Origin of the sequence: Nitriliruptor alkaliphilus DSM 45188, from assembly GCF_000969705.1 — a bacterium.
GTDB classification, from domain to species: Bacteria; Actinomycetota; Nitriliruptoria; order Nitriliruptorales; family Nitriliruptoraceae; genus Nitriliruptor; species Nitriliruptor alkaliphilus.
Map to the genome: position 1 here is coordinate 2,733,467 of NZ_KQ033901.1, position 24,249 is coordinate 2,757,715.

Sequence of the window (24,249 nt, forward strand, 5' to 3'; positions counted from 1 at the left end):
CGAGGTCGGGCGTGCGGTCAGGCGGGGCGGAAGCGCGGGACGGTCACGGTCGAGCCCTCGTCACGTTCGAAGACCACGACGAGGTCCTGATCGATCGCGAGCCGGGCGTGGTCGGCGTCGACGATGTTGGTCGCCAGCAGCGGGCCCTCCTCGAGCGCCACGATCGCGACGACGTACGGGAGCCGCTCGCTGAACGGCGGCAGCGCCCCGGCGTGCACGACCGACCAGGTGTGCAGGCGCCCCCGGCCCGACGCGGCCTCCCAGCGCACGTCCTCGGACCAGCAGGTGGGGCAGCGCTGGCGCGGGTAGTGGTGGGCCAGACCGCAGGCGTCGCAGCGGCGGATGAGCAGCTCGCCGCGCTCGCACGCCTCCCACCACGGTGCGCTGCTCGGGTCGACGGTCGGCAGGTCGGCGCGCATCAGGCCAGCTCGACCAGGGCGGTCCCGGCGATGACGTCGGCGTCGTCCTGGTTCACCAGGCGGCAGTCGACCTCGGCCACCCGCGCTCCGTCCTCGTCGTCGCGGACCTCGGTGACGGTCAGGCGCGTCGTGAGCGTGTCCCCGGGCCAGCTCTGGGTGGTGAACCGGACCTCGAAGCGGCGCAGCGCCGCCACGCTGACCCAGTCGGTCAGGGCACGACCGACGATGCCCATCGACAGCATCCCGTGGCCGAACACCGACGGCATCCCGGCAGCCTGCGCCTTCGGCTCGTCGTGGTGCATGGGGTTGAGGTCACCGGAAGCGCCGGCGTACTGGACGAGGTCGGTCCGCGTCAGGCGGTGTTCCACCGGGGGTGCGGTGTCGCCGACCGCGAGGGTCGGGCGCGGTGTCGTGGTCGTGGCCTGCGAGGTGGTCGTCACGGTCTGGCTCCCTGGTCGCTCCCGCCGGCACCGTATCTGACGGGTCGTCACATCCGCGCGTCCGAGCGCTAGGGTCGCCCCGCTGCGGCGCAGGGAGCGCGCTGCACGAGGGAGGGCGCGGTGGCCGAGCTGACCACGATCCGACGGCGGCAGGACGACGGTGTCGCCTGGGTCACCCTGGACCGACCCGACCGGTTGAACGCCTTCGACGGGGTGATGCTCGCCGAGCTCCGGGCCACGTGGCGCGAGCTGCGGGCCGACGATCGGGTCCGCGCCATCGTCCTCGACGCCGCAGGCGACCGCGCGTTCTGCACCGGTGTCGACCGCGACTGGGCCCTGGCGGTCGAGGAGCCCGCCGAGGGGGCGGACGCCGGCGCCGGACCCGCGCCCCCCGGGGCCGTGAGCGTGGGCGAGGTCGGGACCCCGTTCCAGTTCGACGATCCCGGCGCGTGGCTCGGCCCCAAGGCCAACGACCTGTGGAAGCCGGTGGTCGCCGCGGTCCAGGGCATGGCGTGCGGCGGGGCGTTCTACCTCCTCGGCGAGGTCGACGTCATCGTCGCCAGCGACGACGCGACGTTCTTCGACCCGCACGTGACCTACGGGATGGCGGCGGTCTTCGAGTCGGTGCACCTGCTCCAGCGCCTACCGCTCGGCGAGGTCCTGCGCATGCAGTTGCTCGGGGCCCACGAGCGGGTGTCGGCCGCGCGCGCACACCAGCTCGGGTTCGTCAGCGAGGTCGTGCCGCCCGGCGACCTCGCGGCGGCCGCGGCGTGGGTGGCACGGACGATCGCCTCGCAACCGGCCCTGGCGGTGCAGGCCACCTTGCGCACCATCTGGACCGCCAACGAACTGTCACGGGCGGCTGCCCTGGACGTCGGCGTCCCACTGGTCGCCGCCGGGAACGCTCCCGAGGCGCTGGCCGAGGGGCAGCGCAGCTTCGCGTCGGGGCAGCGCGTGACGCCCCGGGTGCGCTGACGTGGTTGCTCCGGGTCCGCATCCTCGCGCCGCCATCGTCGGCGCCGCCCTCTCCGAGGTCGGACGGGTCGACGACGTCTCGGCCTTCGACCTCCACCACCAGGCCGCCGCCCGTGCCCTCGCGGACGCAGGGCTCTCCCACACCGAGGTCGACGGCTTCGCCTCGGTCGGCACCGGCCTGCTCCAGCCGATCGAGGTCGCCGAGCACCTCGGCCTCCGGCCCACGTGGGTCGACTCGACCGCCGTCGGGGGTGCCACCTGGGAGGTGATGCTCGAGCACGCCGTCGCGGCGATCCACGCCGGGCACGCCTCGGTCGTGCTGCTGGTCTACGGGTCCACGGCACGCGCCGACATCAAGCGTCGCCTGCGCACCGGTGACCTTGCGCTGTCCTCCAGCGGACCGACCCAGTACGAGGTCCCGTACGGGCACACCCTGATCGCCAAGCACGCGATGGTCGCCCGGCGTCACGTGCACGAGCACGGCACCACCCTCGAACAGCTGGCCGAGGTCGCGGTCCAGGCCCGCGCCAACGCGGCCCACAACCCCGACGCGATGTACCGCGACCCGCTCACCGTCGACGAGGTGAACGCGGCACCGATGATCGCCGACCCGCTGACCAAGCTCCACTGCTGCATCCGTTCCGACGGCGGCGGGGCCGTGGTCGTGGTCGGCGCCGACCGGGCCCGTGACCTCGCGGCCGAACCGGTCTGGGTCCTCGGTACGGGCACTGCGATCAGCCACACCTCCATGAGCCAGATGCCCGACCTCACCCGGCTGCCCGCCGAGCGCTCCGGTGCGTTGGCCTTCGGGCGCGCCGGCCTCACCCCGGCCGACGTCGACGTGTGCCAGGTCTACGACGCGTTCACCATCGTGGTGCCGATGACCTTCGAGGCGCTCGGGTTCTGCGCCCCCGGCGAGGGTGGCGCGTTCGTCTCGGGGGGCCGCCTCCTGCGGGACGGCGCGCTGCCGACCAACACCGACGGCGGAGGGCTGTCGGCCTGTCACCCCGGCATGCGCGGGATCTTCCTCCTGGTCGAGGCCGTGGCGCAGCTGCGGGGCAGCGCGGGCGAGCGCCAGGTCCCGGGGACCCCGAAGGTCGCGCTCGCGCACGGCACGGGCGGCTGGTTGTCGTCGGCCGCCACCGTCCTGCTCGGTGCCGATCGCGCGTTCGGCTGACGTCGGCCGTCCGTCCGGCCGGCTCGTGGTCCTTCCGGGTGGTCTGGGTGCGTGCCCGGGTCGAACGGCGCCTCCTGCAGCACACTGACGGGGAGGAGGTGCCGGTTTGTCGACGATGCGGACGGTCGAGCCGCCGGCCTCGGGGACGCTGCTGTTGGCGCGCGTACGCAGCTTCTTCGTCCGGTTCGCGCTGCTGGCCGCGGGGGTGCAGCTGATCGAACTGGTGGACGCCTCGACCCCGGTGTGGCCCGACCGGGTGGCGGCGCTGCTCGGCACGGGTGTGCTGGTGGTGTGGGCGCTGCGCATCGGCCGGTCGGGGCGCGCGACGTGGCCGGGCGACGCCACGGTCGTCGTCGCCCTCCTCACCATCGGTGTCGGCCTCGGGCGCAACGGCGCGGTCCTGGTCGCCCTCATCGCCGTGCTGTCGCTGCGCGTCCTGGTCGGGACACGACGGGACGCCACGCTGGTCACCGCCGCGGTGTTCGCCACCTTCGGAGTGGTGACCACGGTGCTCCACGGCTTCGGGCGCGTGCTGGACCTCAACTTCCTGGTGATCGTCGCTGCGGCGGGCGCGCTCGCCCTGACGCTGCGCTACCTCGGTGAGTTGCTGGCCCACCACGACCTGTGTCGCCGTCTCGACGAGGTCGCGACCACCACGGCAGCTCGGCTGGTCTCGGTGACCACGTCCGCTGATGTGGACGTGCTCGAGGCCGAGGCGCGTCAGCGGATCCGCGACCTCGGTGACGACCCGGACGTGCACCACGCGAAGGAGGCCGTGGTCGCCGTCCTGCGACGGACCGCCGCCGACCTGCGGCTGGCGCGGCAACGGATCGCGACCGAGGCGCGCTACCGGATCGTCGCGGAGGGCAACCGTGACGGGGTCTACCTCCGCGCCACCCCGGTCCCCGGTCCGGATGCCCGCTACACCTACTTCAACCCGGCAGCGGCGGGCATCCTCGGCGTGCCGGTCAGCGATCTGATCGCCGATCCGTCCCTGGTCCGCCAGCGGATGCACGAGGACGACCACGACCGGCTGACGGCGGCCATCGACGAGGACGGCCTGATCGCCGTGCCCACCGAGGTCCGGTGGCGCTGGCCCGGCGGAGGGTGGCGCTGGCTCCGGCTCGAGGAGCGTGTCGTCGAGGTCGACGGCGATCACCGGACGGTGCTCGGGACGTTGCGGGACGTCACGCGACAGCACGAGGAGGCCGAGGCGCTGCAGCGGCTGGTCGCCGCCGAACGTGCCGCAGCCGACGAGTTGCGCCACCTCGATGCGATGAAGTCGACCTTCCTGCAGGCGGTCTCGCACGAGCTGCGCACGCCCCTCAGCGCCGTGATCGGCGCCGCGCAGACCCTCGAGGCCCGCGACGAACAGCTCGACGCCGACCAGCGCCGCCGGATGCTCGAGATCGTGCAACGCCAGTCCTCTCGGCTCGAGCGGCTCCTGACCGACCTGCTCGACGTCGATCGGCTGTCGCGCGGGTTGGTGTCGCCGGAGCGGCGTCGTACGAGCCTGCGCGACCTGGCCTGCTCGGTGGTCGCCGCACTCGATCCGGCGAGCGCCGGACGCGTGTCGGTCGTCGGCGACCGAGCGGTCATCGCCGTCGACGGCCCGAAGGTCGAGCGGCTCATCGACAACCTCGTGCGCAACGCGCTCCGACACACCCCGGGCGACAGCCGGGTCGTGTGCCGTCTGAGCAGCGTGGGTGGCGTGGCGACGGTCGTGGTCGAGGACGAGGGGCCGGGGATCCCCGACGAACTCAAGACCGAGCTGTTCCAACCCTTCGCGCAGGGGCCGGCGGCGAGCGGCGCGCCGTCCCCGGGGACGGGGATCGGCCTGGCGCTGGTGCGGGCGCTGACCGAACTGCACGGTGGAACGGTCCGGGTCGAGGACCGGCCCGGCGGGGGCGCCCGGTTCGTGGTCCGGCTGCCGGCCGACGACCCGGACCCCGCGGCGGTGGGCGACCCGGGCCCCGCGGCCGTGAACGACCCGTCGCCCCCGGCGCTGGACGACTCGTCACCCCCGGTCGTCGACGTCCCGCAGGTCACCGCGACGGGGGCTCGCACGGCCGGAGTCGCTCGCACCTGAGCCGTGCGCAGCGCTCGGGGGTTGCCCGGAGCGCACTCCGTCGGGCACACTGCGCACCGACGGCCCGTCCGCGGGTCGTTCTCACCGTGCCCGTACGGGCGTCGGGGTCCCCGCTGGAGCTGCGCGCGTGTCGTGCGCCGTGGCCGCGGCCCCCCGGCGGGAGATGACCTCCGATAGGTCGCTTCCGGCCCGGCGGTGCAGGGTTCCACGATCGTAGGAGAGTCACGTTGGCCGTCGCGTTGCCAGACGACAAGCAGGAGATCATCACCCGCTTCGCCCGTAGCGAGGGCGACACCGGGTCCCCCGAGGTCCAGGTCGCGTTGCTCACGCAGCGCATCTCGCACCTGACCGAACACCTCAAGGAGCACAAGCACGACCACCACTCACGTCGTGGTCTGCTGATGATGGTCGGCCAGCGTCGCCGCCTGCTGAACTACCTCAAGGACAACGAGATCGAGCGTTACCGCACCCTGATCGGTGAGCTCGGGCTCCGCCGCTAGGAACCAGGACGGGCCGGCACCCTCGACGGGCGCCGGCCCGCTCCACGTCCCGGGTACGTACGGACCGCACGCGGTCGGACGTCCGTGGCGACGCCTCGAGAACGCGCGCTCTGCTGGGCGCCCACCCCTCGAGACGCCCTCACGGATGCACCGGCCACCGGTCGGCCCCTCGAGCTCGGGAGATGACCAGACACCGTCACGCATGGTGTGTGACGGACCCGCGCAGGTGCGCGGGACACGAAGCAAGAGGAGGCCCACGTGGGCACGCTCGGACAACACGAGCTCAGCGTCGACATCGACGGCAAGACGATCACCTTCGAGGCCGGGACCCTGGCCGCCCAGGCGGGCGGCGCGGTCGTCACCAGCCTCGGTGACACCAAGGTCCTGACCACCACCACCGCATCGAGCCAGCCGAAGGACTTCCTGCCCTTCTTCCCCCTCACCATCGAGGTCGAGGAGCGGATGTACGCCAACGGGCGCATCCCGGGCAGCTTCTTCAAGCGCGAGGGACGGCCGTCGGAGAACGCCATCCTGGTGTGCCGGCTGACCGACCGCCCGCTGCGCCCGACCTTCGCCGAAGGGCTGCGCAACGAGGTCCAGGTCGTCAACACGATCATCCAGACCACCCAGTTCGACCCCTACGACGTGGTCGCCATGAACGGCTCGTCGCTGTCGACGATGCTGTCGGGCATCCCGTTCTCGGGCCCCGTCGCCGCGGTCCGCTACGCGATGCTGCGTGACGGCTCCTGGGTCGCCTTCCCCTCGTTCGAGGAGCTCGAGGAGGAGGCCGTGTTCAACATGGTCATCTCCGGGCGCGTCGAGGACGATGGCGAGATCGCCATCCTCATGATCGAGGCCGAGGCCACCCCGGACGCCTGGATCAAGGTCGACATGGGCGCCCCGGCGCCGACCGAGCAGGTCGTCGGTCAGGCCATCGAGGACGTCAAGCCGATCATCCGGCAGCTCTGCGAGGCGCAGCAGACCTTCGTCGACCAGGTCGGGGTCCGCGACGCGGGCGAGTTCCCGCTCTTCCTCGACCACTCCGACGAGGTCCTCGAGGCGGTCTACGGCCACGCGGCCGGCAAGATCACCGAGCTCTACCGCCGGTCCTCGGAGCTGACCAAGTCCGAGCGTGACGACCAGCTCGGCGAGATCCGCAAGGAGACCGTCGACCACGTTGTCGGTCAGGGCGTCGGCGACATCGAGGAGGGCGACCTCAAGAAGCAGGCGGGCGAAGCCTTCCGGACCACCGAGAAGAAGGTCGTCCGTCAGCTCATCGTCGATGAGGGCTTCCGTATCGACGGCCGTGGTGTCACGGACCTGCGTGAGGTCACCGCCCAGGTCGGCGTGCTGCCCAAGACCCACGGTTCGTCGCTGTTCCAGCGCGGCGAGACCCAGGTCATGAGCGTGCTCGCGCTCGGCACCACCCGCGAAGGGCAGCGGCTCGACACCCTCGACCCCGAGGACGAGAAGCTGTTCATGCACCACTACAACATGCCGCCCTACTCGACCGGTGAGGCGGGCCGCGTCGGCTCGCCGAAGCGTCGCGAGATCGGCCACGGCGCCCTGGCGGAGCGGGCCATCATCCCGATGCTGCCCGAGACCGACCAGTGGCCCTACGCCATGCGCATCGTGTCGGACGTCTTCAGCTCCAACGGCTCGACCTCGATGGGCTCGGTCTGCGCGACCTCGCTGGCCCTCATGGACGGCGGTGTGCCGATCCACGCACCCGTCTCCGGCATCGCGATGGGTCTGGTGTACGAGAACGGCAAGTACACCACCCTGACCGACATCCAGGGCGTCGAGGACTTCTTCGGCGACATGGACTTCAAGGTCGCCGGCCCGAAGGAGTTCATCACCGCGCTCCAGCTCGACACCAAGCTCGCCGGCATCCCGGCCCAGGTGCTGCAGGACGCCCTCCTCCAGGCGCGCGACGCCCGGATGGAGATCCTGGACGTGATGAACGCGGCCATCAGCGAGCCCCGCGAGGAGGTCGCCGAGACCGCCCCGCGCGTCGAACTGGTCTACATCCCGCAGGACAAGATCGGTGCGGTCATCGGCCCGCGCGGCGCGATCATCAAGGAGCTGGTCGAGGAGACCGGCGCCCAGATCGACGTCGACGAGGAGGGCGGCCGCGGCGTGGTCAAGATCTACGCGAACTCCAAGGAGGTCGCGCAGGACGCGCTCGATCGCGTCAACGCCATCGCCAACCCGGTCCTGCCCGAGAAGGGCGAGAAGTACAACGCCCTCGTGGTCAAGACCGTCGACTTCGGCGCGTTCGTGTCGCTGACGCCGGGTACCGACGGCCTCCTGCACATCTCCGAGCTGTCGAAGATGGCGGGCAAGCGCCTCAACCACGCCGAGGAGGCCGTGCAGGTCGGTGACGCCGTCCTCGTGCAGGTCATGGACGTCCTCGACGGTGGCCGCAAGTTCAAGCTCGAGTACGTCGGCGAGAAGGCCGAGCGCACCGACGAGGGCGGCGGCGACAAGGGCGGTGACCGCGGCGACCGTGGTGACCGTGGCGGTGACCGCGGTGAGCGCGGTGACCGCGGTGAGCGCGGCGGCCGTGAGCGTGGCGGCCGTGAGCGTGGCGGTCGTGAGCGTGGCGAGCGTGGCGGCGGCGACCGTGACCGCGGCGAGCCCGCCGAGTCCGGTGACCGTGACCGTGGCGGCGACCGCGAGCGTGGCGGCGACCGCGACAAGGGCGGCGACCGCGACAAGGGCGGCGACCGCGACAAGGGCGGCGAGCGCGGCGGTGACGGTGGCGGCGAGCGCACCCGGACCCGCACCCGCAGCCGGTCGCGCGAGCGCGACTGACACCCCCAACACCCTGCACCACACCCGACGGCGGTCCCTCGAAGGGGGCCGCCGTCGGCGCGTTCGCGGCGGCTGCGCGCCGCACCGTGCGCGACCGGCGTGCGCTGCGGCCGGGGAGCCGGACTCGTGGTGGGCGCGGCCGGTCGGTGCGGGACGTACCCTCACGCGCCGCGGTCGACGACCGTCCGGCCCACCCCAGGAGCTCCCGTGCAGGACCCCCAGATCACCGTGCTGCCCACCGGCGTCAGGGTCGTGAGCGATCCGATGCCGGCCGTCCGCTCGGTCACCCTCGGGATGTGGATCGGGGTCGGGTCACGCGACGAGTCCCCCGAACAGTTCGGGGCCTCGCACTTCCTCGAGCACCTGCTGTTCAAGGGCACCGGTCGCCGGTCCGCCCGCGACATCGCCGAGGCGCTCGACGCGGTCGGGGGCGAGATGAACGCGTTCACCTCGAAGGAGGTGACCTGCTTCTACGCGCGGGTGCTCGACGACGATCTGCCGCTGGCCTTCGACGTGCTCGCCGACATGCTGGTGGACGCACGCAACACCCCCGAGGACGTCGAGGCCGAGCGTCAGGTCGTGCTCTCCGAGATCGACATCCACCTCGACACCCCCGACGACCTGGTGCACTCGGACCTGTCCGAGATCGTGCTCGGTGACCATCCGCTCGCGCTCGAGACCCTGGGCAGCGTCGAGTCGATCACGGGGCTGCACCGCGACACCATCCACGACCACTACCTGCACCACTACCGGCCCGAGAACCTGACGGTCGCGGCCGCCGGGGCGGTCGACCACGACTCCCTCGTGAAGCTGACCTCGGAGCTGCTCGGCGACCTCGGCCGACCCGGCGGCACGCCACCGGTCCGCACCGGCCCGTCGCGCTACGGCGCCCGGGAGCTGCGCATCCGTCACCGGCCGACCGAGCAGGCCCACGTCGTGCTCGGGTACCCCGGGCTCGACCAGCTCGACGACGACCGCTGGGCGCTGCGTGTCCTGAACGTCGCGCTCGGCGGCGGGATGTCCTCGCGCCTCTTCCAGGAGCTGCGTGAGACCCGGGGCCTGTGCTACTCGACCTACAGCTACAGCTCCTCGTACCGGGATGCGGGGCTCGTCGGCGCCTACGTCGGCACCGCGCCCGGCAAGGTCGACGAGACCCTGCAGGTGCTGCGTGCCGAGCTCGACCGGGTCCGTCTCGACGTCGATGCTGACGAGGTGGCGCGCGCCCGGGGTGCCCTCGCGGGCGGCACGGTGCTCGGCCTCGAGGACACCGGGTCGCGGATGAGCCGGATCGGCAAGCAGGTCGCGACCGGCGTGCCGATCGTCACCGTCGACGAGGCCCTCGCTCGGATCGACGCGGTGACCGTCGAGGACGTGCGCCGCGTCGCCGACCGCCTCCTCGGCCAGCCAGCCGACCTCGCCGTGGTCGGGCCGTTCGGCGAGGACGAGACCGACCGGTTCGCCCCCGCGCTCGACTGACCGCCAGGCTCCCACCTCGTCGGGACGCTCTGCGACGTCGGGGCCGGTCCGGTCACACCTTGCGGGAGTCGCTGCGCCCTTCCGGCCCACGCCCGCGTGCCCCGCACCGGGAGCAGGGCTCGGGGGAGTCGAGGTTCCGACATCCCACGAGCCGGCAGCGCGCGCGTCGCTGGCCGTGGATGAGGCGGGCGAGCTGCCGCTTGGCGCGCCGCTCGATCCGCGACGCCTTCCGTGCCCACTTCGCCAGCTCGTGCACGTCCTCCATGCCCATCTGCCTCACCACCTGTCCGGTCGTCTCGCACGCGGCGGCTCGCGTCGGCCGTCAGCGCGGGACCGTGGCCGCAGCGAGGGCAGCGCGCAGGTCCGGCCAGCCGTCCGATGACCCGGGGCCGCAGCGGGAACTCGGCGTACGGAGGCGGGTACGCAGGGTGAGCGGCTGCGGCCCTTCGGCCCTGCCGGGCGTCCAGCGCTCCGCCCGACCCGACGGCCGGCCCGCCCGCCGTCCCGGGCCCGGGGCGTAGGCTGCCCACTTCGACCGGTCGAGGAGTCGCGGATGACGATCAAGGTGGGCGTCGTGGGCGCCGCCGGACGGATGGGCTCGGAGGTGTGCCGCGCCGTGCACGGTGCCGACGATCTCGAGCTGGTCGCGGCGATCGATCCCTCCCGGGCGGGCGACCCACTTCGTGACGTCGCCGGCGTCGACACCGACCTCGTAGTCGCGGAGCAGCTGGACGCGCTGCTGGAAGCCGGCGCTGAGGTGGCGGTCGAGTTCACCGGCCCGCGGACCGTCGGGGACAACCTGCGGTGGCTGCTCGAGCACGGTGTGCACGCGGTCGTCGGGGCGACCGGCCTGGCCGACGAGGACCTCGCCGCGTGCAAGGAGCTGTCGGCGTCGGGCGAGGCGAACCTGCTCATCGCCCCGAACTTCGCCATCGGCGCGGTGCTGCTGATGCAGTTCGCCCAGGAGGCGGCCAAGCACCTGCCCCACGTGGAGATCATCGAGCGCCACCACGACGCCAAGGTGGACGCGCCGTCCGGGACGGCCCTGCGGACCGCAGAACTCATCGCCGAGGCGCGCCGTGAGGTCCCGGACGCGCCGGGCGGCGATGAGCGTCACCCCGGTGCCCGCGGCGCGACCCACGCCGACGTGCGTGTCCACTCGCTGCGCCTGCCCGGCATCGTCGCCGACCAGGACGTGGTCTTCGGGGGGCTCGGTCAGACCCTGACCATCTCGCACCGGTCGCTGGACCGCAGCTCGTTCATGCCGGGTGTGCTCCTCGCCTGCCGCGAGGTGCACGGCATCCACGGCTGCATCGTCGGGCTCGAACACCTCCTCTGAGCCCCGCCACGGCCACGGGGGTTCAACCGCGGCCGACGCGCGGCGGGAACGGGATGCGGTCGAGGTCGGCCGCCACCACGACGTCGAGGTCCGGGGCGGCCGCCCGCGCCTCGGCGAGGTGGCCCGCGGTGTCCGAGTAACGCTGCGAGAAGTGGGTCAGGACCACCCGTCGAGCACCGACGTCCCGGCCGATGGCCGCGGCCTGTGCGGCCGTGAGGTGGCCGACCTCCTCGGCGAGGGACCGGTCCGCCTCCAGGAACGTGGCCTCGATGACCAGCAGATCCGCCCCCGCCGCAGCCTCGCGCGCACCGTCGCTGTCGCGGGTGTCCATGACCACCGCCACGACCTGACCGGGGCGTGGGTCGCTGACCTCGCGCAGTTCGACCCGCCGACCGTCGACGGTGACGTGGCCGCTGGCGACCAGTTCGCTGCGGGCACGGGGCGGCACGCCGGCGCGCTGGAGTCGGGCGCGGTCGAGCCGGCGGCCGTCCGGTTCCTCGAGCCGCCACCCGAGCGTCGGGACCGGGTGCTCGGCCGGCCCGTGCGACAGTTCCACGGCACGGATCCGGAACGGTCCGGGTCCCTCCCACACCACCCCCGGTCCGTCCGGGTGGAGCACGACCTCGGTGTGGTCGTGGTAGAGGGTCGCGTCCCGGAGGCGCTCGATGTAGGGGGTTGCGGCGGCCGGGAACCGCACGTGCACCGGGCCCGCCACCCCCTCGAGGGACAGGCGCTGCAGCACGCCCGGCAGCCCGAGGCAGTGATCCCCGTGCGCGTGCGTGATCAGCACGTGCCGCACGGACCCGATCCGCGCACCGGCGAGCGTCAGCTGCCGCTGCGTTCCCTCGCCCGGGTCGACCACCACCCCGACGCCGTCGAACCGCAGCAGGTAGCCGTTGTGGGCACGCGTCCGGGTCGGCACCTGGCTCGCGGTCCCGAGGACGACCAGCTCACGGACCGACACGCGCACGCTCCCTCCGGCGGCCGCCCGGGGTGACGACGCCGGCCGGGGGAGGGTAGAGGCGCGTCGGCGGAGACCGCCCGGGCGGGCTGCCCTCCGGCTCGGCCGACCGGTAGGGTCGCCGCCGGCCGACCGTCGGCCACCACCGCGCACGTGGGTGGGTGCGCAGCTCGACCCGTTGGTCGCGTCGCGCCTCGTGCGCGAGGCGATCGCCACGGACGGCGCCCGTCGATCGGCCGCGAGGCCGACCCTGTCGCCGCATCGTGGGTGGTCGGGCACGAGGAGGACCGTCGTGTCGGACGAGAGCACCAGGTACACCGAGGCGCTGCAGCGCTTCTCCGGTGACCTCCGGATGTCGCAGCAGGTGGTCCAGTCGATGCGGGACCGCGGGGTCCCGGTCGAGCCCGTCCACCACGAGCTGCTGCTGCGAGCCCACCTCGCGGCTCGCGACCTCGACGGCGCCCAGCGCCTCATCGAGGAGATGACCGCCGCCGGCCACCCGCCGGACCCATCCGTGCGGTGGGACCTGGCCGTCGCCGCCGCCCGCTCCGGGCGGACCGATGCGGCGCTCGCACGCCTCGACGAGCTCCACGCAGAGGGGGCGGAGCCGGACGAGGCCCACGCGCCGGCGGTCCTGAGCGTCTACCTCGCCGCGGGACGCTTCCCGGCAGCACGAGCGGTCCTGCGCCGGATGGCCTCGCGGGGCCAGGCCGCCGAGGACGGCGAGTACGTCGCGCTGCTGCGCGATTGCCTCGACCGTCGGGCGATCAAGGACACCCGGGCGATCGTCGACCTGATGGCCCAGGTCGGCAAGGCGCCCAACCCGCGGCTCGCCGCGGACCTGGTCACGATGGTGGCTCGTGCCGGCCACACCGACCGGGCCATCGACCTGCTGGAGCGGCTGACCGCCGCCGGGGTCGCGTTGCCCGGTGAGGTGCACACCGAGCTGCTGCTCGCCCACGCCCGCGCCGGCGACCCCGCCGCGGCCGAGGCCCGGCTCCAGCTGATGCGCGACGCGGGGACCGAGCCGTCCTCCTTCCACGTCAACGCGGTCCTGACCGCCCGCCTCGCCGCGGGAGATGCGGACGCCTCCTGGGCCACCGCCGTGGCGCTCGCCGACCGGGGACGTATCCCCTCGGGCGAGAACCTCGAGGCGCTCGGCCGGGTGAGCCTGGCCGCCAAGCGCCTGCAGGCTGCGTCCGGTGTGGTCGATTGGATGCTCATCCTGGGCGTCCCCGTGCCACCGCAGCTGTTCGCCGACGTGATGAGCGGACACCTCAAGGCGGGCGAGCTGGACGTGGCGCTCGGCGTCTTCGAGGAGGCGGTGCGCCACGGGGTGCCGGCCGACCGGCGGGTCGCGCGCGACCTGGTCGAGGGGCTCGTGCGGGCCGACCGGCTGGACGACGCCAAGGCGTTGCTCGATCGGCTGCGCGTCGCTGGGATCCTCACCCACGGACGGCACTACGGCACGCTGTTGACCGCGCTGATCCGGGCCAAGCGCATCGACGACGCGGTGACGATGCTGACGGAAATGGTGACCGCCGGCGTCGCCCCGACGGCGAGCGATGCCTCGAAGGTCGTCACCGCCGTGCTGAAGGGCGGCAAGCTCGACGTCGCGGGCCGCCTCGTCACGGCGCTGGCGGCTGGCGGCATCCACGTCGACGAGCCGAGCTACCGCGAGCTGATGTGGGCCCACGCCAAGAGGGGCCACGCCGAGCAGGCCCAGGCGGTCTTCGAGCAGATGGTCGCCGCCGGGATCACCCCCGACGACCGGCACCAGAAGGCGTTGGACTGGGCGTCGGGCCGCACCGAGCGCCGCTTGCCGGACGATCCTGGCGGTGAGCGCGACGAGGCGGCCGTCACCGACGTCGCGCCCGAAGGCGCCACGCAGGCACCGGAAGCCGCCACACCGCCCGAGCCGGCCGCGCCGGAACCCGAGGCCACGGCACCGGAACCCGACGCCGTCGCGCCAGCGCCCGAGCCCGCTCCCGCGTCGGGCCTCCCGCTGGTCCCACCGCCCGCCCAGGCCGGACCGAGCGCCGCCTCGGACGAGGCCGTCGCCGAGGCGACGCCCGAGCCGGAGGTGACGCCCGAGCCGGAGGTGCAGCCCGAGCCTGAGGCGCAGCCCGAGCCGGAGGTGACGCCCGAGCCGGAGGTGACGCCCGAGCCTGAGGCGCAGCCCGAGCCGGCGTCGACCCCGGCGCTGCCGCTCACCCCGCCGCCCGCGCAGGCGGGCCCCAGCGCGGATCCGGGCGAGGCCGCGGCGGAGGGCGCACCGGATCAGGCACCCGAACGAGCGCCTGACGATGCCGGGTCCGACGAGGCGTCCACCACGGACGACGAGGAGGAAGCGGAGGACGCGGAGGACGCGGAGGACGCGGAGGACGCCAGCGGGAGCTGAGGACGTCAGCGGGGGACCAGCCTGACGGCGGTCGCCGTCTGGTCACCCGCTGGCGGCCTGGTCGCCCGCTCGGGTCGCGTCAGGGGGTGGAGGACTCGACCAGCTGGGTGTGGACCAGCTCGGCGTAGCGGTCACCGCGGGCGAGCAGCTCGGTGTGGGTGCCGCGCTCGACGATCTCGCCGGCGTCGAGCACAACGATGAGGTCGGCGTCCACGACGGTGGACAGCCGGTGGGCGATCACCAGGGAGGTGCGGTCCTTCAGGGTCTCGCGCAGCGCTTCCTGCACCAGCCGTTCCGAGCCGGTGTCGAGGTGGGCCGTCGCCTCGTCGAGCACGACCACGGCGGGGTCCTTCAGCAGCACCCGGGCGATGGACACGCGCTGCTTCTCGCCGCCGGAGAGGCGGAAGCCGCGTTCGCCGACGATGGTGTCGTACCCGTCGGGCAGCTTGGCGATGGTGTCGTGGATCCGGGCGGCGCGGCAGGCCCGTTCGATGTCGGCGTCGGTCGCGTCGGGGTTGGCGTAGCGCAGGTTGTCCGCGATCGACTCGTGGAACAGGTGCGGGTCCTGGCTGACGACGCCGACGGCCCGGGTGAGCGACTCGACGGTGAGGTCGCGAACGTCGTGCCCGTCGATGGTCACCCGACCCTCGGTGACGTCGTAGAGGCGCGGGATCAGCGACGACAGGGTGGACTTGCCGGCACCGGAGGTTCCGACGACGGCGACCATCCCGCCGGCCGGCAGATCGAGGTCGATGCCGGTCAGGATCCAGTCCGAGGCGTCCGCACCGTGCTCGGGGCGGACCCCCTCCAGCGACTCCAGCGACGATCCGAACGCGGCCGGATAGCGGAACCAGACGGCCTCGAAGCGGACGTTGCCCTCGGGCTCGGTCAGCTCGACGGCGTCCTCGCGCTCCTCGATCACCCGCGGCAGGTCGAGCACTTCGAAGACGCGCTCGAAGCTGACCAGCGCCGTCATCAGGTCGACGGGCGCGTTGGAGAGCTGCGCGAGGGGCGCGTACAGCTGGGTCACGTAGATCCCGAGCGTCACCACGATGCCGACGTCCAGCGCGCTGACGGGCGAAGTGACCAGGTACCCCCCGACGAGGTAGACCAGCGCCGTCGCGAGCGCACCCACCAGCCCGAGCGCCGCGAACAGGGCACGCGAGTACATCGCGGTCGAGACGCCGATGTCGGCCACCCGCTGCGCCTTGCCGGCGAACCGGTCCGTCTCGGCGTCGGCGCGGCCGAAGAGCTTGACCAGCAGCGCGCCGGCCACGTGGAACCGTTCGGTCATCGTGGTGTTCATCTCGGCGTTGAGTTCCATGCCACGCCGCGCGAGCCCCTGGAGCCGCCGCCCCACCATCCGGGCGGGGAGGATGAACAGCGGCAGGAGCGTCAGCGACAGCAACGTCACCTGCCAGCTCAACGAGAACATGAACCCGAGGGTCACCGAGACCCCGATGGCGTTCCCGACGATGGTGCCGAGCGTGCCCGTCAGCGCCCGTTGTGCTCCGACGACGTCGTTGTTGAGGCGGGTGACCAGCGACCCGGTCTGGGTCCGGGTGAAGAAGGCCAGGGGGAGGGTCTGCACGTGGCGGAACAGCCGCCGGCGGAGGTCCAGGATGAAGTACTCACCGACGGTCGCCGACAGGTAGCGCTCGACCAGGGACACCACGACCTCGGCGAGGGCGACGGCGGCCAGGACGCCGACCAGCACGACGATCAGGCGGCGGTCGCCGGCGTTGATCGCGTTGACGATGCGGCCGATGAGCAGCGCCGGGAGCGCACCGAGGCCGGCGGAGACCACCAGCAACCAGACGAACGCCGCCAGCTTCCCACGGTAGGGGCGCGCGAGCTGCCAGGCCCGGCGGACGACCTCGCGGTCGACCCCCTTGCCCTTGATCGCGTCGGGGTCGCCGAGCGGCCGCAGCCGCACGTACCCGCCGGGTCCTGCTATCACGTGCGGTCCTGTCCGTCGTCCTAGGCTGCCCGCGTGCCGACGCCTACGTCACCTCCGCCGCCAACGCCTCCCCGGGGTCGGTCGCTTCCCGGTGTACCCGCTCCAGCGCGCGACCTGCGCCGCACCGGCGCACGTCCGCCGGTGACGGTGGGGGTGGCGTCCGGGCTGGTGCTGATGGTCACCGCGGTCGCGGCACGCCGGACGGCGGGGCAGATCCGGGCCATGCGCGAGGCGGGTCTGAGCGTCCCCGCGTTGCACCACGACGTCCTGTTGCCCGGTCGGGGCCATCCGTTGCGGCTGACGGTGATCGGGGACTCCGCCGCGGCGGGGCACGGTCTGCCCGACGCCGACGCGGGGCTGGCCAGGCAGGTGGGCCGGCGCCTGGCTGCGCGGACGGGCCGCCCGGTCGAGGTCGCCAGCCTCGCGGTGGATGGTGCCACCACCGCCGACGTGGCCGAGGGGCAGGTGCCTGCGATCGGCGGGGATGCCGACGTGGTCCTGGTCGGGGTGGGGGTCAACGACGCGGTCCGCGGTCGGTCGAAGGCACGGGTCCGGGCGGCCACCGAGGCGCTGCTCGCGGACGTCGCCGTCACGGCGCCGGGTGCGGTGGTCGCGCTGCTGACGTGCCCGGACCTCGCCAGCGCCCCCGGCATGCCGACCGTGCTGCGTCCGGTGCTCGGCCGCAGCTGCCGGCGCGTCGCGGCCGCCCAACGGGCCGCCGCCGCGTCGGCGGGGGCCGTCACCGTGGGCGCCGACGGCCACCTGCCGACGGCGGCGTTCGGCCCGGATGGCTTCCACCCCGGTCCGCTCGGCATCGCCGTCCTCGCCGACAGGGTCGACTCGGCGCTCGGGTCGCGGATCGGATGAGACTCGGCGCTCGGGTCGCGGATCGGATGAGACTCGGCGCTCGGGTCGCGGATCGGATGAGACGTCGCGTCGCACGGGGGCCTCGGCGGTCAGGGGTTCGGTGCCGCGGCCGACCGTAGGCCCTGAAGTGAGCTCGAGGTCAAGCTCGGCGTCAGCGACGACCGAACCTTGCCGCGAGCACCCGGTGGCGCCGGGCGAAGATCCGCTCGACCAGAAGCCGGGTGAGGGGGCCGGCGACGGGCAGCCGGGGGTCGACCTCGAGCAGGTCGGTGACCTCGCACCCGCCCTCGAGCGGGGTCACGGTCCGGCGGTGGCGCCAACGGCGGTTGAGCCAGCTCGTGGAGTCCTCCTGGAAGCTGCGGCCGGCGTCGACCTCCACGAGGGTGAGCTGGTGACGGTCGAAGGGCACCGGGCCGAGCTTGAGCGTGGAGGTGAACAGGGGCGTCCCGAGGGGGAGGTCGTCGGGGAGCTGGTCGGGCAGTCGCGCGAGGTGGTCGGGGTAGGTCATGACGATGGGCGCGAGCTCGGCGTTGACGCCTGCCATCGACGAGGCGTGACGCCACACCTCGTCGGCGGGCGCCGCGAGCCGGGAGGTGCGCTCGACGACGATGCTCACGGAGGACTCCTGCCCCTTCTCGGCGGCTCGGCGGAGCGTAGGGCCGCACGTCCCGGCGTGGTCATCGGCCCGACCGTCTCAGCTGGTCGAGGGATCGGGGATCGCGAAGGCCGGGGTGTCGTGCGTCGTTGGTACGACCTCGAGTCGCGGGTCGGACCGCAGCGCAGCGATCACCTCTGGCCGTCCGGCGATGACCGTCCAGGGCAGGTCGATCTCCGAGGCGGCGACCCAGGCGAGGTCGGTCGGCCACCACAGCTGGGCGCCACGCTGACCGAACATCGGGTCGAGGGACGCGGCCAGCCCGGCGAGCGGACCGCGCAGCAGGAACGAGCCGCGGTTCTCGAGGGGCACGTGCGCCGCGTCCGGCCACCAGCCGGGATCGATCGACCCCCAACCCTCCCAGACCGCGAAACAGACGTCGTCGGGTGTCCCGGTCGTGCCGCCGAGCACGTCGACGAGCGCCGCTGCCAGGTCGGCGGTCAGCCCACCGTCCTCCGGCACCGAGTACCCGGGCACGTCGACGGTCGGCGCGCCGGGACCGTCCCGATCCAGCAGCCCGTCCCGCGTCGTGCCAGCGGCGGCCGCGACCTGCGACCAGGTGATCGCAGCGCCTGCCTCCCTGTCCTCGGACCACGGGTGCAGCACCTGGGCGACCACGGTGTCGTGGCCCGGCAGGGCCGGGACCTTCGTGCCGACGGTGTTCTGCACCCCCCACGGTCGCAGGTTCGCGAGCAGGGGGGCGGCGAGGGTGGCGTCGGGTTCACCACGCAACGGGTGCTCGCGGGGGAGCGGCTCGAGGTGGGCCCGCCTGACGACGACGGCAACGTCGTCGAACACGACCAGGACCTCACGGCGACCGAGCGGCCGTGACAGGAGGACACCCGAGCTGCCGCCGGAACCGCCGCTGGCGAGCACCTCGCCGCAGCGACCGGGTCGGAGGTCGACCCCGTCGACGCGACGGGCCGGTCCGGTGTAGCGGACGGGCGTGCCCGAGGTCAGTTGCTGCACCGGTCCGCTCCCGTCGGGGCGACCGTCGTGGGTGTGTCGCCGGTCGGCGGTAGTGTGCCGCCGGCCCGCCGGGGATGTTCCCGTTCCCGCGCCTCGCGCGCCCGAAGGCCCCCCGAACGCCCCCGAACGCCTCGAGAGCCCCCGTGTCCGACGTGTCACTGACGCCCGACGAACGCGAGCTGCTCGGCCGGTACGTCACCGACCCGGACGGGGACGTGTTCGCCCTGACCGACCTGCCCGAGGTGGTCAAGGGGGCCCTGTTCGCGCGCTACTCGCGGTACGGCGGATCGCTCAAGCGCCTCTTCCTCGACGAGTTCGCCGCCGACCTCACCACCGAGGACCCCGCGGCACGCGCCGAGGCGCTCTACCAGCGGGTGTTCAGCGACTACGGCGACGACTCGGTCGCCCAGCTCGGCGGAGCCCACGTCGCCCTCGAGGAGGTCAGCAACCTGCTGACCAAGCGCATCGAGTGGGGTCGCCTGGCCGCCTACCTCGAGCAGTCCACCCGCTACATCGCCTACGACGGGCAGGTCGACGGCCGCTACCGCTACCACCGGCCCGCCGAGGTGATGGCCGGCCCCCACGCCGACGCCTTCGAGACCGAGCTGGACGCGATCTTCGCGACCTACGCAGACCTGGTGCCGGTCGTCCTCGACTGGGTCCGCACCCGGTGGCCGCAGGACGAGGCGACCTCCGACTTCGTCTACCGCAACGCCACCAAGGCCAAGGCCCTCGATCTGCTCCGTGGGCTGCTGCCGGCCGCGACGACCTCCAACGTGGGCATGTTCGCCTCCGGGCAGGCGTACGAGTCCCTGCTGATGCACCTCAACGCCGACGACCTGGCCGAGTCGCACGACCTGTCGACGCGCCTCCTCGCCGAGCTGCGCCGCGTCATCCCATCCTTCCTCACGCGGGTGGACCGCCCCGATCGCGGCGGCGCCTGGTCCGACCAGATGCGCGCGACCCGGCACGCCACCCGCGACCTCGCCGACTGGCTCGTGACCGACGCAGCCGAGCCGGCCGACCTCGTGACCCTCACCGACTGGTCGCCCCGTGACCCGGTCGACGCCGAGGTCGCGCTGGTCACCGCAGCCCTCTACCCGCACGTGCGGGTCTCCGAGACCCAGCTGGCCGCCGAGGTCGCCACCTGGGACGCCGACCGCCGCGCCGAGGTCCTGGCGGCCTACGTCGGCGAGCGTGCCAACCGGCGCCACCGTCCGGGCCGCGGGTTCGAGCGGGTCTGGTACCGCTTCGACGTCCTCGGTGACTACGGCGGGTTCCGCGACCTGCAGCGCCACCGGATGCTCACCATCGAGTGGCAGGACCTGACCACCCGCCACGGGTACGAGACGCCGCCCGAGCTCGAGGAGGCCGGTGTCGGCGACCGCTGGCACGAGGCGCTCGCGCGGTCGGCGGCGCTGTACGAACGCCTGCTGCCCGACCACCCGGCCGCCGCGCAGTACGCGGTGTGCTTCGCCTACCGGGTCCGGTACGTGATGCAGCTCAACGCCCGCGCGGCGATGCAGATGCTCGAGCTGCGGTCCACCCCGCAGGGCCACCCGCAGTACCGCAAGGTCGTGCAGGAGATGCACCGCCTGATCGGCGACGTGGCCGGGCACCGTGCCGTCGCCGACGCGATGGTCCACGTCGACCACGGGACCGGCGAGCTCGAGCGGCTCGAGTCCGAGCGTGCGGCCGAGGCTCGTCGCACCGCCCGCGGGCAGGTCGCGACGTGAGCGGCGCCGGCGCCCGCGTCCGCAGCGTGGTCCTCGGGATCGCGCTCGGCATCGCCCCCCTGCTGCTGCTCGACCTGGCGATGCAGCTCTCGCGCGTCACCGAGGCGACCACCGCGTGGTGGGCGATCGCGGCCTACGCCCTGATCGGCGCGGTGGTCGCGGCGGCCATCGTGCACGCCCGCCGCGACCCGCTCATCCCGGCGGTCGCGGCTGCGGTGCTGCTGCTCGCCGTCGCACCCGCGCTGCCCGAACCGCTGTCTGCCCTCCCGCAGCTGCCGGTCGTGGGCGACGCCGCCGCCTCGCAGCGGCCGGTGCTGGTGGTCCTCGTCGGGGCGTGCATCGTCGGTGCCATCCGAGGCCGCAGCGGCGCCTGACACCGTCGTCCCGTGACCTAGCGGCCTCCCGTCGGGAGGTCGGCGTGGAGCGCGACGACCTCGTCGTCGCCGCCCGTTCCGTGCCAGGTGATCGTGATGCTGTCGTAGTCCTCGAGCTGTCCGCCGCACAGGAGCTGGGCCTGGACCCGCCCGTCGGGCGTGCCGACGAACGTGCCAGCGCTGGCTCGGCCCTCACCGAGGTCCAGCCACGCGTGGTAGTAGCCCTCGTCGGCAGGGCGCGTACCGGCGAGGTCGAGGACGACCTGCACCCCCGCGGCGACCTGCGCGAGCTCGGCGTCGCCGGTGATGGGTTCCGCCTCCTCGCCGTGCAGTGCCACGACGGCGTCGGGGGCGGGCGACCGGTCGAGCGCAGTGACGACCGCACCGCCCGCCACCGCGGCGAGCAGCGCTGCCCCCGCGACCAGGAGGGCGGTGGGGCGACGGCGGGGTCGCTCGAGCACGCGCTGCCGCAGGTCGGCCGGTGCTGCCGTGTCCACCGTGGCGGCGATGGCGAGCAACCCCGGAAGCGGGGTGAGTTCGGCCAGCTCGTCACGGCAGCTCGCACACTCCTCCAGGTGCTCCTCGAGGCTGACTGCTTCGTCGAGCTCGAGACCGCCGAGCACGTAGGCGCCGAGGTCCATCCGGTGCCGATCGTCGCAGGTCACCGCGTCACCCCCAGCTCGTCACAGGCCAACCGGAACGCCTTGAGGGCGTAGAAGGTGCGTGACTTGACCGTCCCGAGCGGCAACCGCAGGACCTCCGCGATCGCGCGCTGGTCGAGGTCACGGGTGTAGGCGAGCTCCAGGACGCGACGGTGGTCGGGCGTGAGGCGGTCCAGCGCGGCGCGCACGCTCGCCGCCGTGAGGATCTGGTCGGCGGCGTCCGTGACCGTGTCGACCCCGTCGGCGAGCTCCCCGACCGGACGAGGCCGGCGGGCGCCCCGGCGCTGCAGGTCGATGGCGGTGGACCGGGCGATGGCGAAGACGTAGGCGCGCACAGGACCGCGGGCCGGGTCGTACGCCTCGGCGCGGCGCCAGAGCTTCTCGAGCACCCGTTGCACGAGCTCCTCGGCGAGCTCGCGGTCGTGGAGGTGGCTGAGCCCGTAGGCGTACAGCGCGTCCGCGTAGGTGTCGTAGAGCACGGTCGCGGAACGTTCGTCACCGCGCCCCGCCGCGGCGAGAAGCTCGGCCTCGCCGCTCCTCCTTCCGGGGTCGGCCGCCACCAGTCAGTACCCGATCTCGTTCGCGGCTTCGGTCTCGTCGTCGTCGCCCGTGTCGGCGGGCGCGTCGGTCACGGCCTCGCCGTCGGCGGTGACCACGTACCACACGTCCTGGACACCCTGTCCGGTCACGTCCCCAGGTTCGCGGTCCGAAGCCCACCTGTACAGCGGCGCGTCGGCGTAGGTCACCTGGGTACTGCCGTCGCTGCGCTCGGTGGTGCCGATCAGCGACGCGTCGACACCGTCTCCGGCCACCGGGTCGGCGTCGACGATCAGCGGGGGCCAGGCAGCCGCACAGTCGTCCTCGCAGGCGCTCTCGCCGGGCGGGTCGACGGTGAACAGGTAGAGCGTCATGCCGTCACCGTCGACGAGCACCTCGCCGAGGTCGGTCGTCGCGAGCGCCAGATCGGCGTCACCGGTGGCCGGAGCCTCGGCCTCGGCGTCCGGTGTGGGCTCGTCGGCGAGATCGTCCCCGTCATCACCGCAGGCGGTCAGTGCCACCGCCAGCGCGGCGGCGATCAGGATGGAGATGGGGCGCACGGTCCGACCTCTCGCAGGTCCGGGCGTCCTCGCGATGCCCGGTACCTGCAGTACGCGCCGACCCCCGTTTCCGGTTCACCACGCCTCGATGACGTGCCCTGTGTGCCCGGAGTTGGTCGCAGACGAGCTCAGCTGGCCTCGAAGGTGACCGCGTCGGTGACGAGCGGGGTCAGCGGGGCGCCGTCGCCGCGGCGGAACTCGACCACGAGGCGGCGTTCGCCCGGCTCCACGGTGATCGGGAAGCTGACCTCGGTGCACGGGGCGTCGACGGTGCAGCGCTCGGCGAACCGCGGGCTGATGACCCGGCCGTCGACGGCGACGGCGAGGTGGCCGGCTTCCTCCGGATCGTCGGGGAGCTGATCGACGGCCAACAGGTCGGACTGGAGGCTGCCCCCCGTCACGTAGACGGTGACCTCGATCTCGCCCGCGTCGACGGTGTCCCCATCCGCCGGTCCGGTGATGACCACCTCGGAGTCGTCGGCGAGCGGCAGGAAGTCCGCCGGGGGGTGCCAGGCCTGGGTGATGGGGTTGTAGAGCAGGGCTGCGCAGATCACGGCCAGGGCGAGCGTGCCGTAGGTGATCGGTGACGTCGGGCCGAACTCGAGCGGCGTCATGGCCACGAGCAGGAGCGCGACGAGAACGACCACGCCGACCGGGAACGCCCACCCGACCCAGTCCGAGAGCCACGCCGAGCCGAGCGGGGCCAGGCTGGAGGCGATCGCGACCCCGGCGAGCGGCAGCACGAGGTCGTCGGCCTGTCCGAGCTGCACGCGCCCGACCACGGCCAGCACGAAGACCACCGCGAGCCCGAGCGAGGCGACCACCAGCAGCGCCTGCCAGGTCGCCCCCTCGCCGGCGTGGGCGAGCACCAGCGGCAGCCCGGTCACGCGAGCACCGTCGGGTCGTCGTCCGACACGATGTCGAGGCGCACGCGCGGGACCCCGAGCTCGCCGATGCGCTGGACCACGGGCTGGTGGTCGGGGTGCACGCGGTAGGCCTCGAGGGCCGCTTCGTCCGCCAGACCCACCACGAGACCCGTTACGGCCGGGTCCTCGATGTCCCGCCCGATGCGCAGGAACGACACCACGTCGAGGTCGGCGAGCGCCGCGAGCTGGGCCTCGACGTCCGTGCGGACCGCCTCCGACAACGACCCGAGCTCGAAACGGACGACGTGCCAGATCACGGGGTGCTCCTCGCCGGGCGGGCGCCGGACCGGGGACGGGGCCCCTGGGGGCCGGCGGACGGGACTCGCCGTTAGGATAGGCCCGCTCGGCCCATCGCCCGTGCTGCTCGAGCTCGCTCGGTCGCGACCGCGACCCCACCTTCCCGAGGCTG

22 protein-coding genes are annotated in these 24,249 nt (G+C 73.4%); 11 read left to right on the forward strand and 11 right to left on the reverse strand.

Going from position 1 to position 24,249, the window contains the following annotated elements; all coding sequences use genetic code 11:
* Positions 1-17: 17 nt before the first annotated feature.
* Together NITAL_RS12810 and NITAL_RS12815 are read right to left on the reverse strand one after the other, a co-directional pair.
* On the reverse strand, positions 18-419 hold the full coding sequence (locus NITAL_RS12810; RefSeq protein ID WP_052666605.1) for a Zn-ribbon domain-containing OB-fold protein: 402 nt from the start codon (positions 417-419) through the stop codon (positions 18-20).
* Complete coding sequence (locus NITAL_RS12815; RefSeq protein WP_052666607.1) at positions 419-859, reverse strand: MaoC/PaaZ C-terminal domain-containing protein; 441 nt, start codon at positions 857-859, stop codon at positions 419-421. Before NITAL_RS12815 ends, NITAL_RS12810 begins: the two co-directional genes overlap by 1 nt.
* Positions 860-979: 120 nt before the next feature.
* Here NITAL_RS12815 and NITAL_RS12820 point away from each other — a divergent pair, with 120 nt between their 5' ends.
* From NITAL_RS12820 to dapB, 7 genes are all read left to right on the forward strand, one after another.
* A complete protein-coding gene (locus NITAL_RS12820) occupies positions 980-1,834 on the forward strand; it encodes an enoyl-CoA hydratase/isomerase family protein (RefSeq protein ID WP_052666609.1) in 855 nt (284 codons plus the stop codon).
* Between the two features lies 1 nt (position 1,835).
* Positions 1,836-3,011: an acetyl-CoA acetyltransferase gene (locus tag NITAL_RS12825; RefSeq protein ID WP_052666611.1), complete on the forward strand. Its 1,176-nt coding sequence runs from the start codon at positions 1,836-1,838 to the stop codon at positions 3,009-3,011.
* A 115-nt stretch (positions 3,012-3,126) separates the two neighbouring features.
* Complete coding sequence (locus NITAL_RS12830; protein WP_245617736.1) at positions 3,127-5,100, forward strand: sensor histidine kinase; 1,974 nt, start codon at positions 3,127-3,129, stop codon at positions 5,098-5,100.
* A gap of 227 nt (positions 5,101-5,327) precedes the next feature.
* The gene (gene rpsO, locus NITAL_RS12835) at positions 5,328-5,600 is read left to right on the forward strand and encodes a 30S ribosomal protein S15 (RefSeq protein WP_211262387.1); all 273 of its coding nucleotides are present in this window, start codon (positions 5,328-5,330) and stop codon (positions 5,598-5,600) included.
* 258 nt (positions 5,601-5,858) lie between these two features.
* Positions 5,859-8,417, forward strand: coding sequence for a polyribonucleotide nucleotidyltransferase (locus NITAL_RS12840; RefSeq protein ID WP_052666617.1), 2,559 nt, complete (start codon positions 5,859-5,861; stop codon positions 8,415-8,417).
* A gap of 207 nt (positions 8,418-8,624) precedes the next feature.
* Positions 8,625-9,893: a M16 family metallopeptidase gene (locus NITAL_RS12845; RefSeq protein WP_211262388.1), complete on the forward strand. Its 1,269-nt coding sequence runs from the start codon at positions 8,625-8,627 to the stop codon at positions 9,891-9,893.
* Positions 9,894-10,446: 553 nt separating this feature from the next.
* Entirely contained in the window at positions 10,447-11,232 is a 786-nt protein-coding gene (dapB, locus tag NITAL_RS12855; protein WP_052666621.1) for a 4-hydroxy-tetrahydrodipicolinate reductase, read from the forward strand.
* Positions 11,233-11,254: 22 nt separating this feature from the next.
* Here the strand turns inward: dapB and NITAL_RS12860 are convergent, their stop codons facing one another.
* The gene (locus NITAL_RS12860; RefSeq protein WP_052669657.1) at positions 11,255-12,196 is read right to left on the reverse strand and encodes an MBL fold metallo-hydrolase; all 942 of its coding nucleotides are present in this window, start codon (positions 12,194-12,196) and stop codon (positions 11,255-11,257) included.
* 289 nt (positions 12,197-12,485) lie between these two features.
* Between NITAL_RS12860 and NITAL_RS12865 the strand changes: the two genes are divergently transcribed.
* Positions 12,486-14,594, forward strand: coding sequence for a tetratricopeptide repeat protein (locus NITAL_RS12865; protein WP_157041805.1), 2,109 nt, complete (start codon positions 12,486-12,488; stop codon positions 14,592-14,594).
* A 79-nt stretch (positions 14,595-14,673) separates the two neighbouring features.
* Here the strand turns inward: NITAL_RS12865 and NITAL_RS12870 are convergent, their stop codons facing one another.
* Entirely contained in the window at positions 14,674-16,554 is a 1,881-nt protein-coding gene (locus NITAL_RS12870; RefSeq protein ID WP_211262389.1) for an ABC transporter ATP-binding protein, read from the reverse strand.
* Between the two features lie 141 nt (positions 16,555-16,695).
* Between NITAL_RS12870 and NITAL_RS12875 the strand changes: the two genes are divergently transcribed.
* Positions 16,696-17,421: a GDSL-type esterase/lipase family protein gene (locus tag NITAL_RS12875; RefSeq protein ID WP_052666625.1), complete on the forward strand. Its 726-nt coding sequence runs from the start codon at positions 16,696-16,698 to the stop codon at positions 17,419-17,421.
* A gap of 151 nt (positions 17,422-17,572) precedes the next feature.
* Here NITAL_RS12875 and NITAL_RS12880 read toward each other — a convergent pair whose 3' ends face one another.
* On the reverse strand, positions 17,573-18,037 hold the full coding sequence (locus tag NITAL_RS12880) for an SRPBCC family protein (protein ID WP_052666627.1): 465 nt from the start codon (positions 18,035-18,037) through the stop codon (positions 17,573-17,575).
* Between the two features lie 78 nt (positions 18,038-18,115).
* Positions 18,116-19,045, reverse strand: a complete 930-nt coding sequence (locus tag NITAL_RS12885; protein ID WP_052666630.1) for a hypothetical protein — start codon at positions 19,043-19,045, stop codon at positions 18,116-18,118.
* A 152-nt stretch (positions 19,046-19,197) separates the two neighbouring features.
* On the opposite strand from NITAL_RS12885, the gene NITAL_RS12890 reads away from it, so the two are divergent.
* Positions 19,198-20,781, forward strand: a complete 1,584-nt coding sequence (locus NITAL_RS12890) for an FAD-dependent thymidylate synthase (protein ID WP_211262390.1) — start codon at positions 19,198-19,200, stop codon at positions 20,779-20,781.
* On the forward strand, positions 20,778-21,155 hold the full coding sequence (locus NITAL_RS12895) for a hypothetical protein (RefSeq protein ID WP_052666633.1): 378 nt from the start codon (positions 20,778-20,780) through the stop codon (positions 21,153-21,155). The genes NITAL_RS12890 and NITAL_RS12895 overlap by 4 nt, the downstream gene beginning before the upstream one ends.
* Before the next feature lie 17 nt (positions 21,156-21,172).
* On the opposite strand, the gene NITAL_RS12900 is transcribed toward NITAL_RS12895, so the two are convergent.
* The 5 genes from NITAL_RS12900 to NITAL_RS28055 all read right to left on the reverse strand — a co-directional run bounded on the left by NITAL_RS12900 (position 21,173) and on the right by NITAL_RS28055 (position 24,097).
* Positions 21,173-21,820, reverse strand: a complete 648-nt coding sequence (locus NITAL_RS12900; RefSeq protein ID WP_052666636.1) for a zf-HC2 domain-containing protein — start codon at positions 21,818-21,820, stop codon at positions 21,173-21,175.
* Positions 21,817-22,377, reverse strand: coding sequence for an RNA polymerase sigma factor (locus NITAL_RS12905; RefSeq protein WP_052666638.1), 561 nt, complete (start codon positions 22,375-22,377; stop codon positions 21,817-21,819). Before NITAL_RS12905 ends, NITAL_RS12900 begins: the two co-directional genes overlap by 4 nt.
* 3 nt (positions 22,378-22,380) lie before the next feature.
* The gene (locus tag NITAL_RS12910; protein WP_052666639.1) at positions 22,381-22,914 is read right to left on the reverse strand and encodes a COG4315 family predicted lipoprotein; all 534 of its coding nucleotides are present in this window, start codon (positions 22,912-22,914) and stop codon (positions 22,381-22,383) included.
* A gap of 128 nt (positions 22,915-23,042) precedes the next feature.
* The gene (locus tag NITAL_RS12915; RefSeq protein WP_052666641.1) at positions 23,043-23,801 is read right to left on the reverse strand and encodes a hypothetical protein; all 759 of its coding nucleotides are present in this window, start codon (positions 23,799-23,801) and stop codon (positions 23,043-23,045) included.
* The gene (locus NITAL_RS28055) at positions 23,798-24,097 is read right to left on the reverse strand and encodes a Dabb family protein (RefSeq protein ID WP_052666643.1); all 300 of its coding nucleotides are present in this window, start codon (positions 24,095-24,097) and stop codon (positions 23,798-23,800) included. Before NITAL_RS28055 ends, NITAL_RS12915 begins: the two co-directional genes overlap by 4 nt.
* Positions 24,098-24,249: the final 152 nt, after the last annotated feature.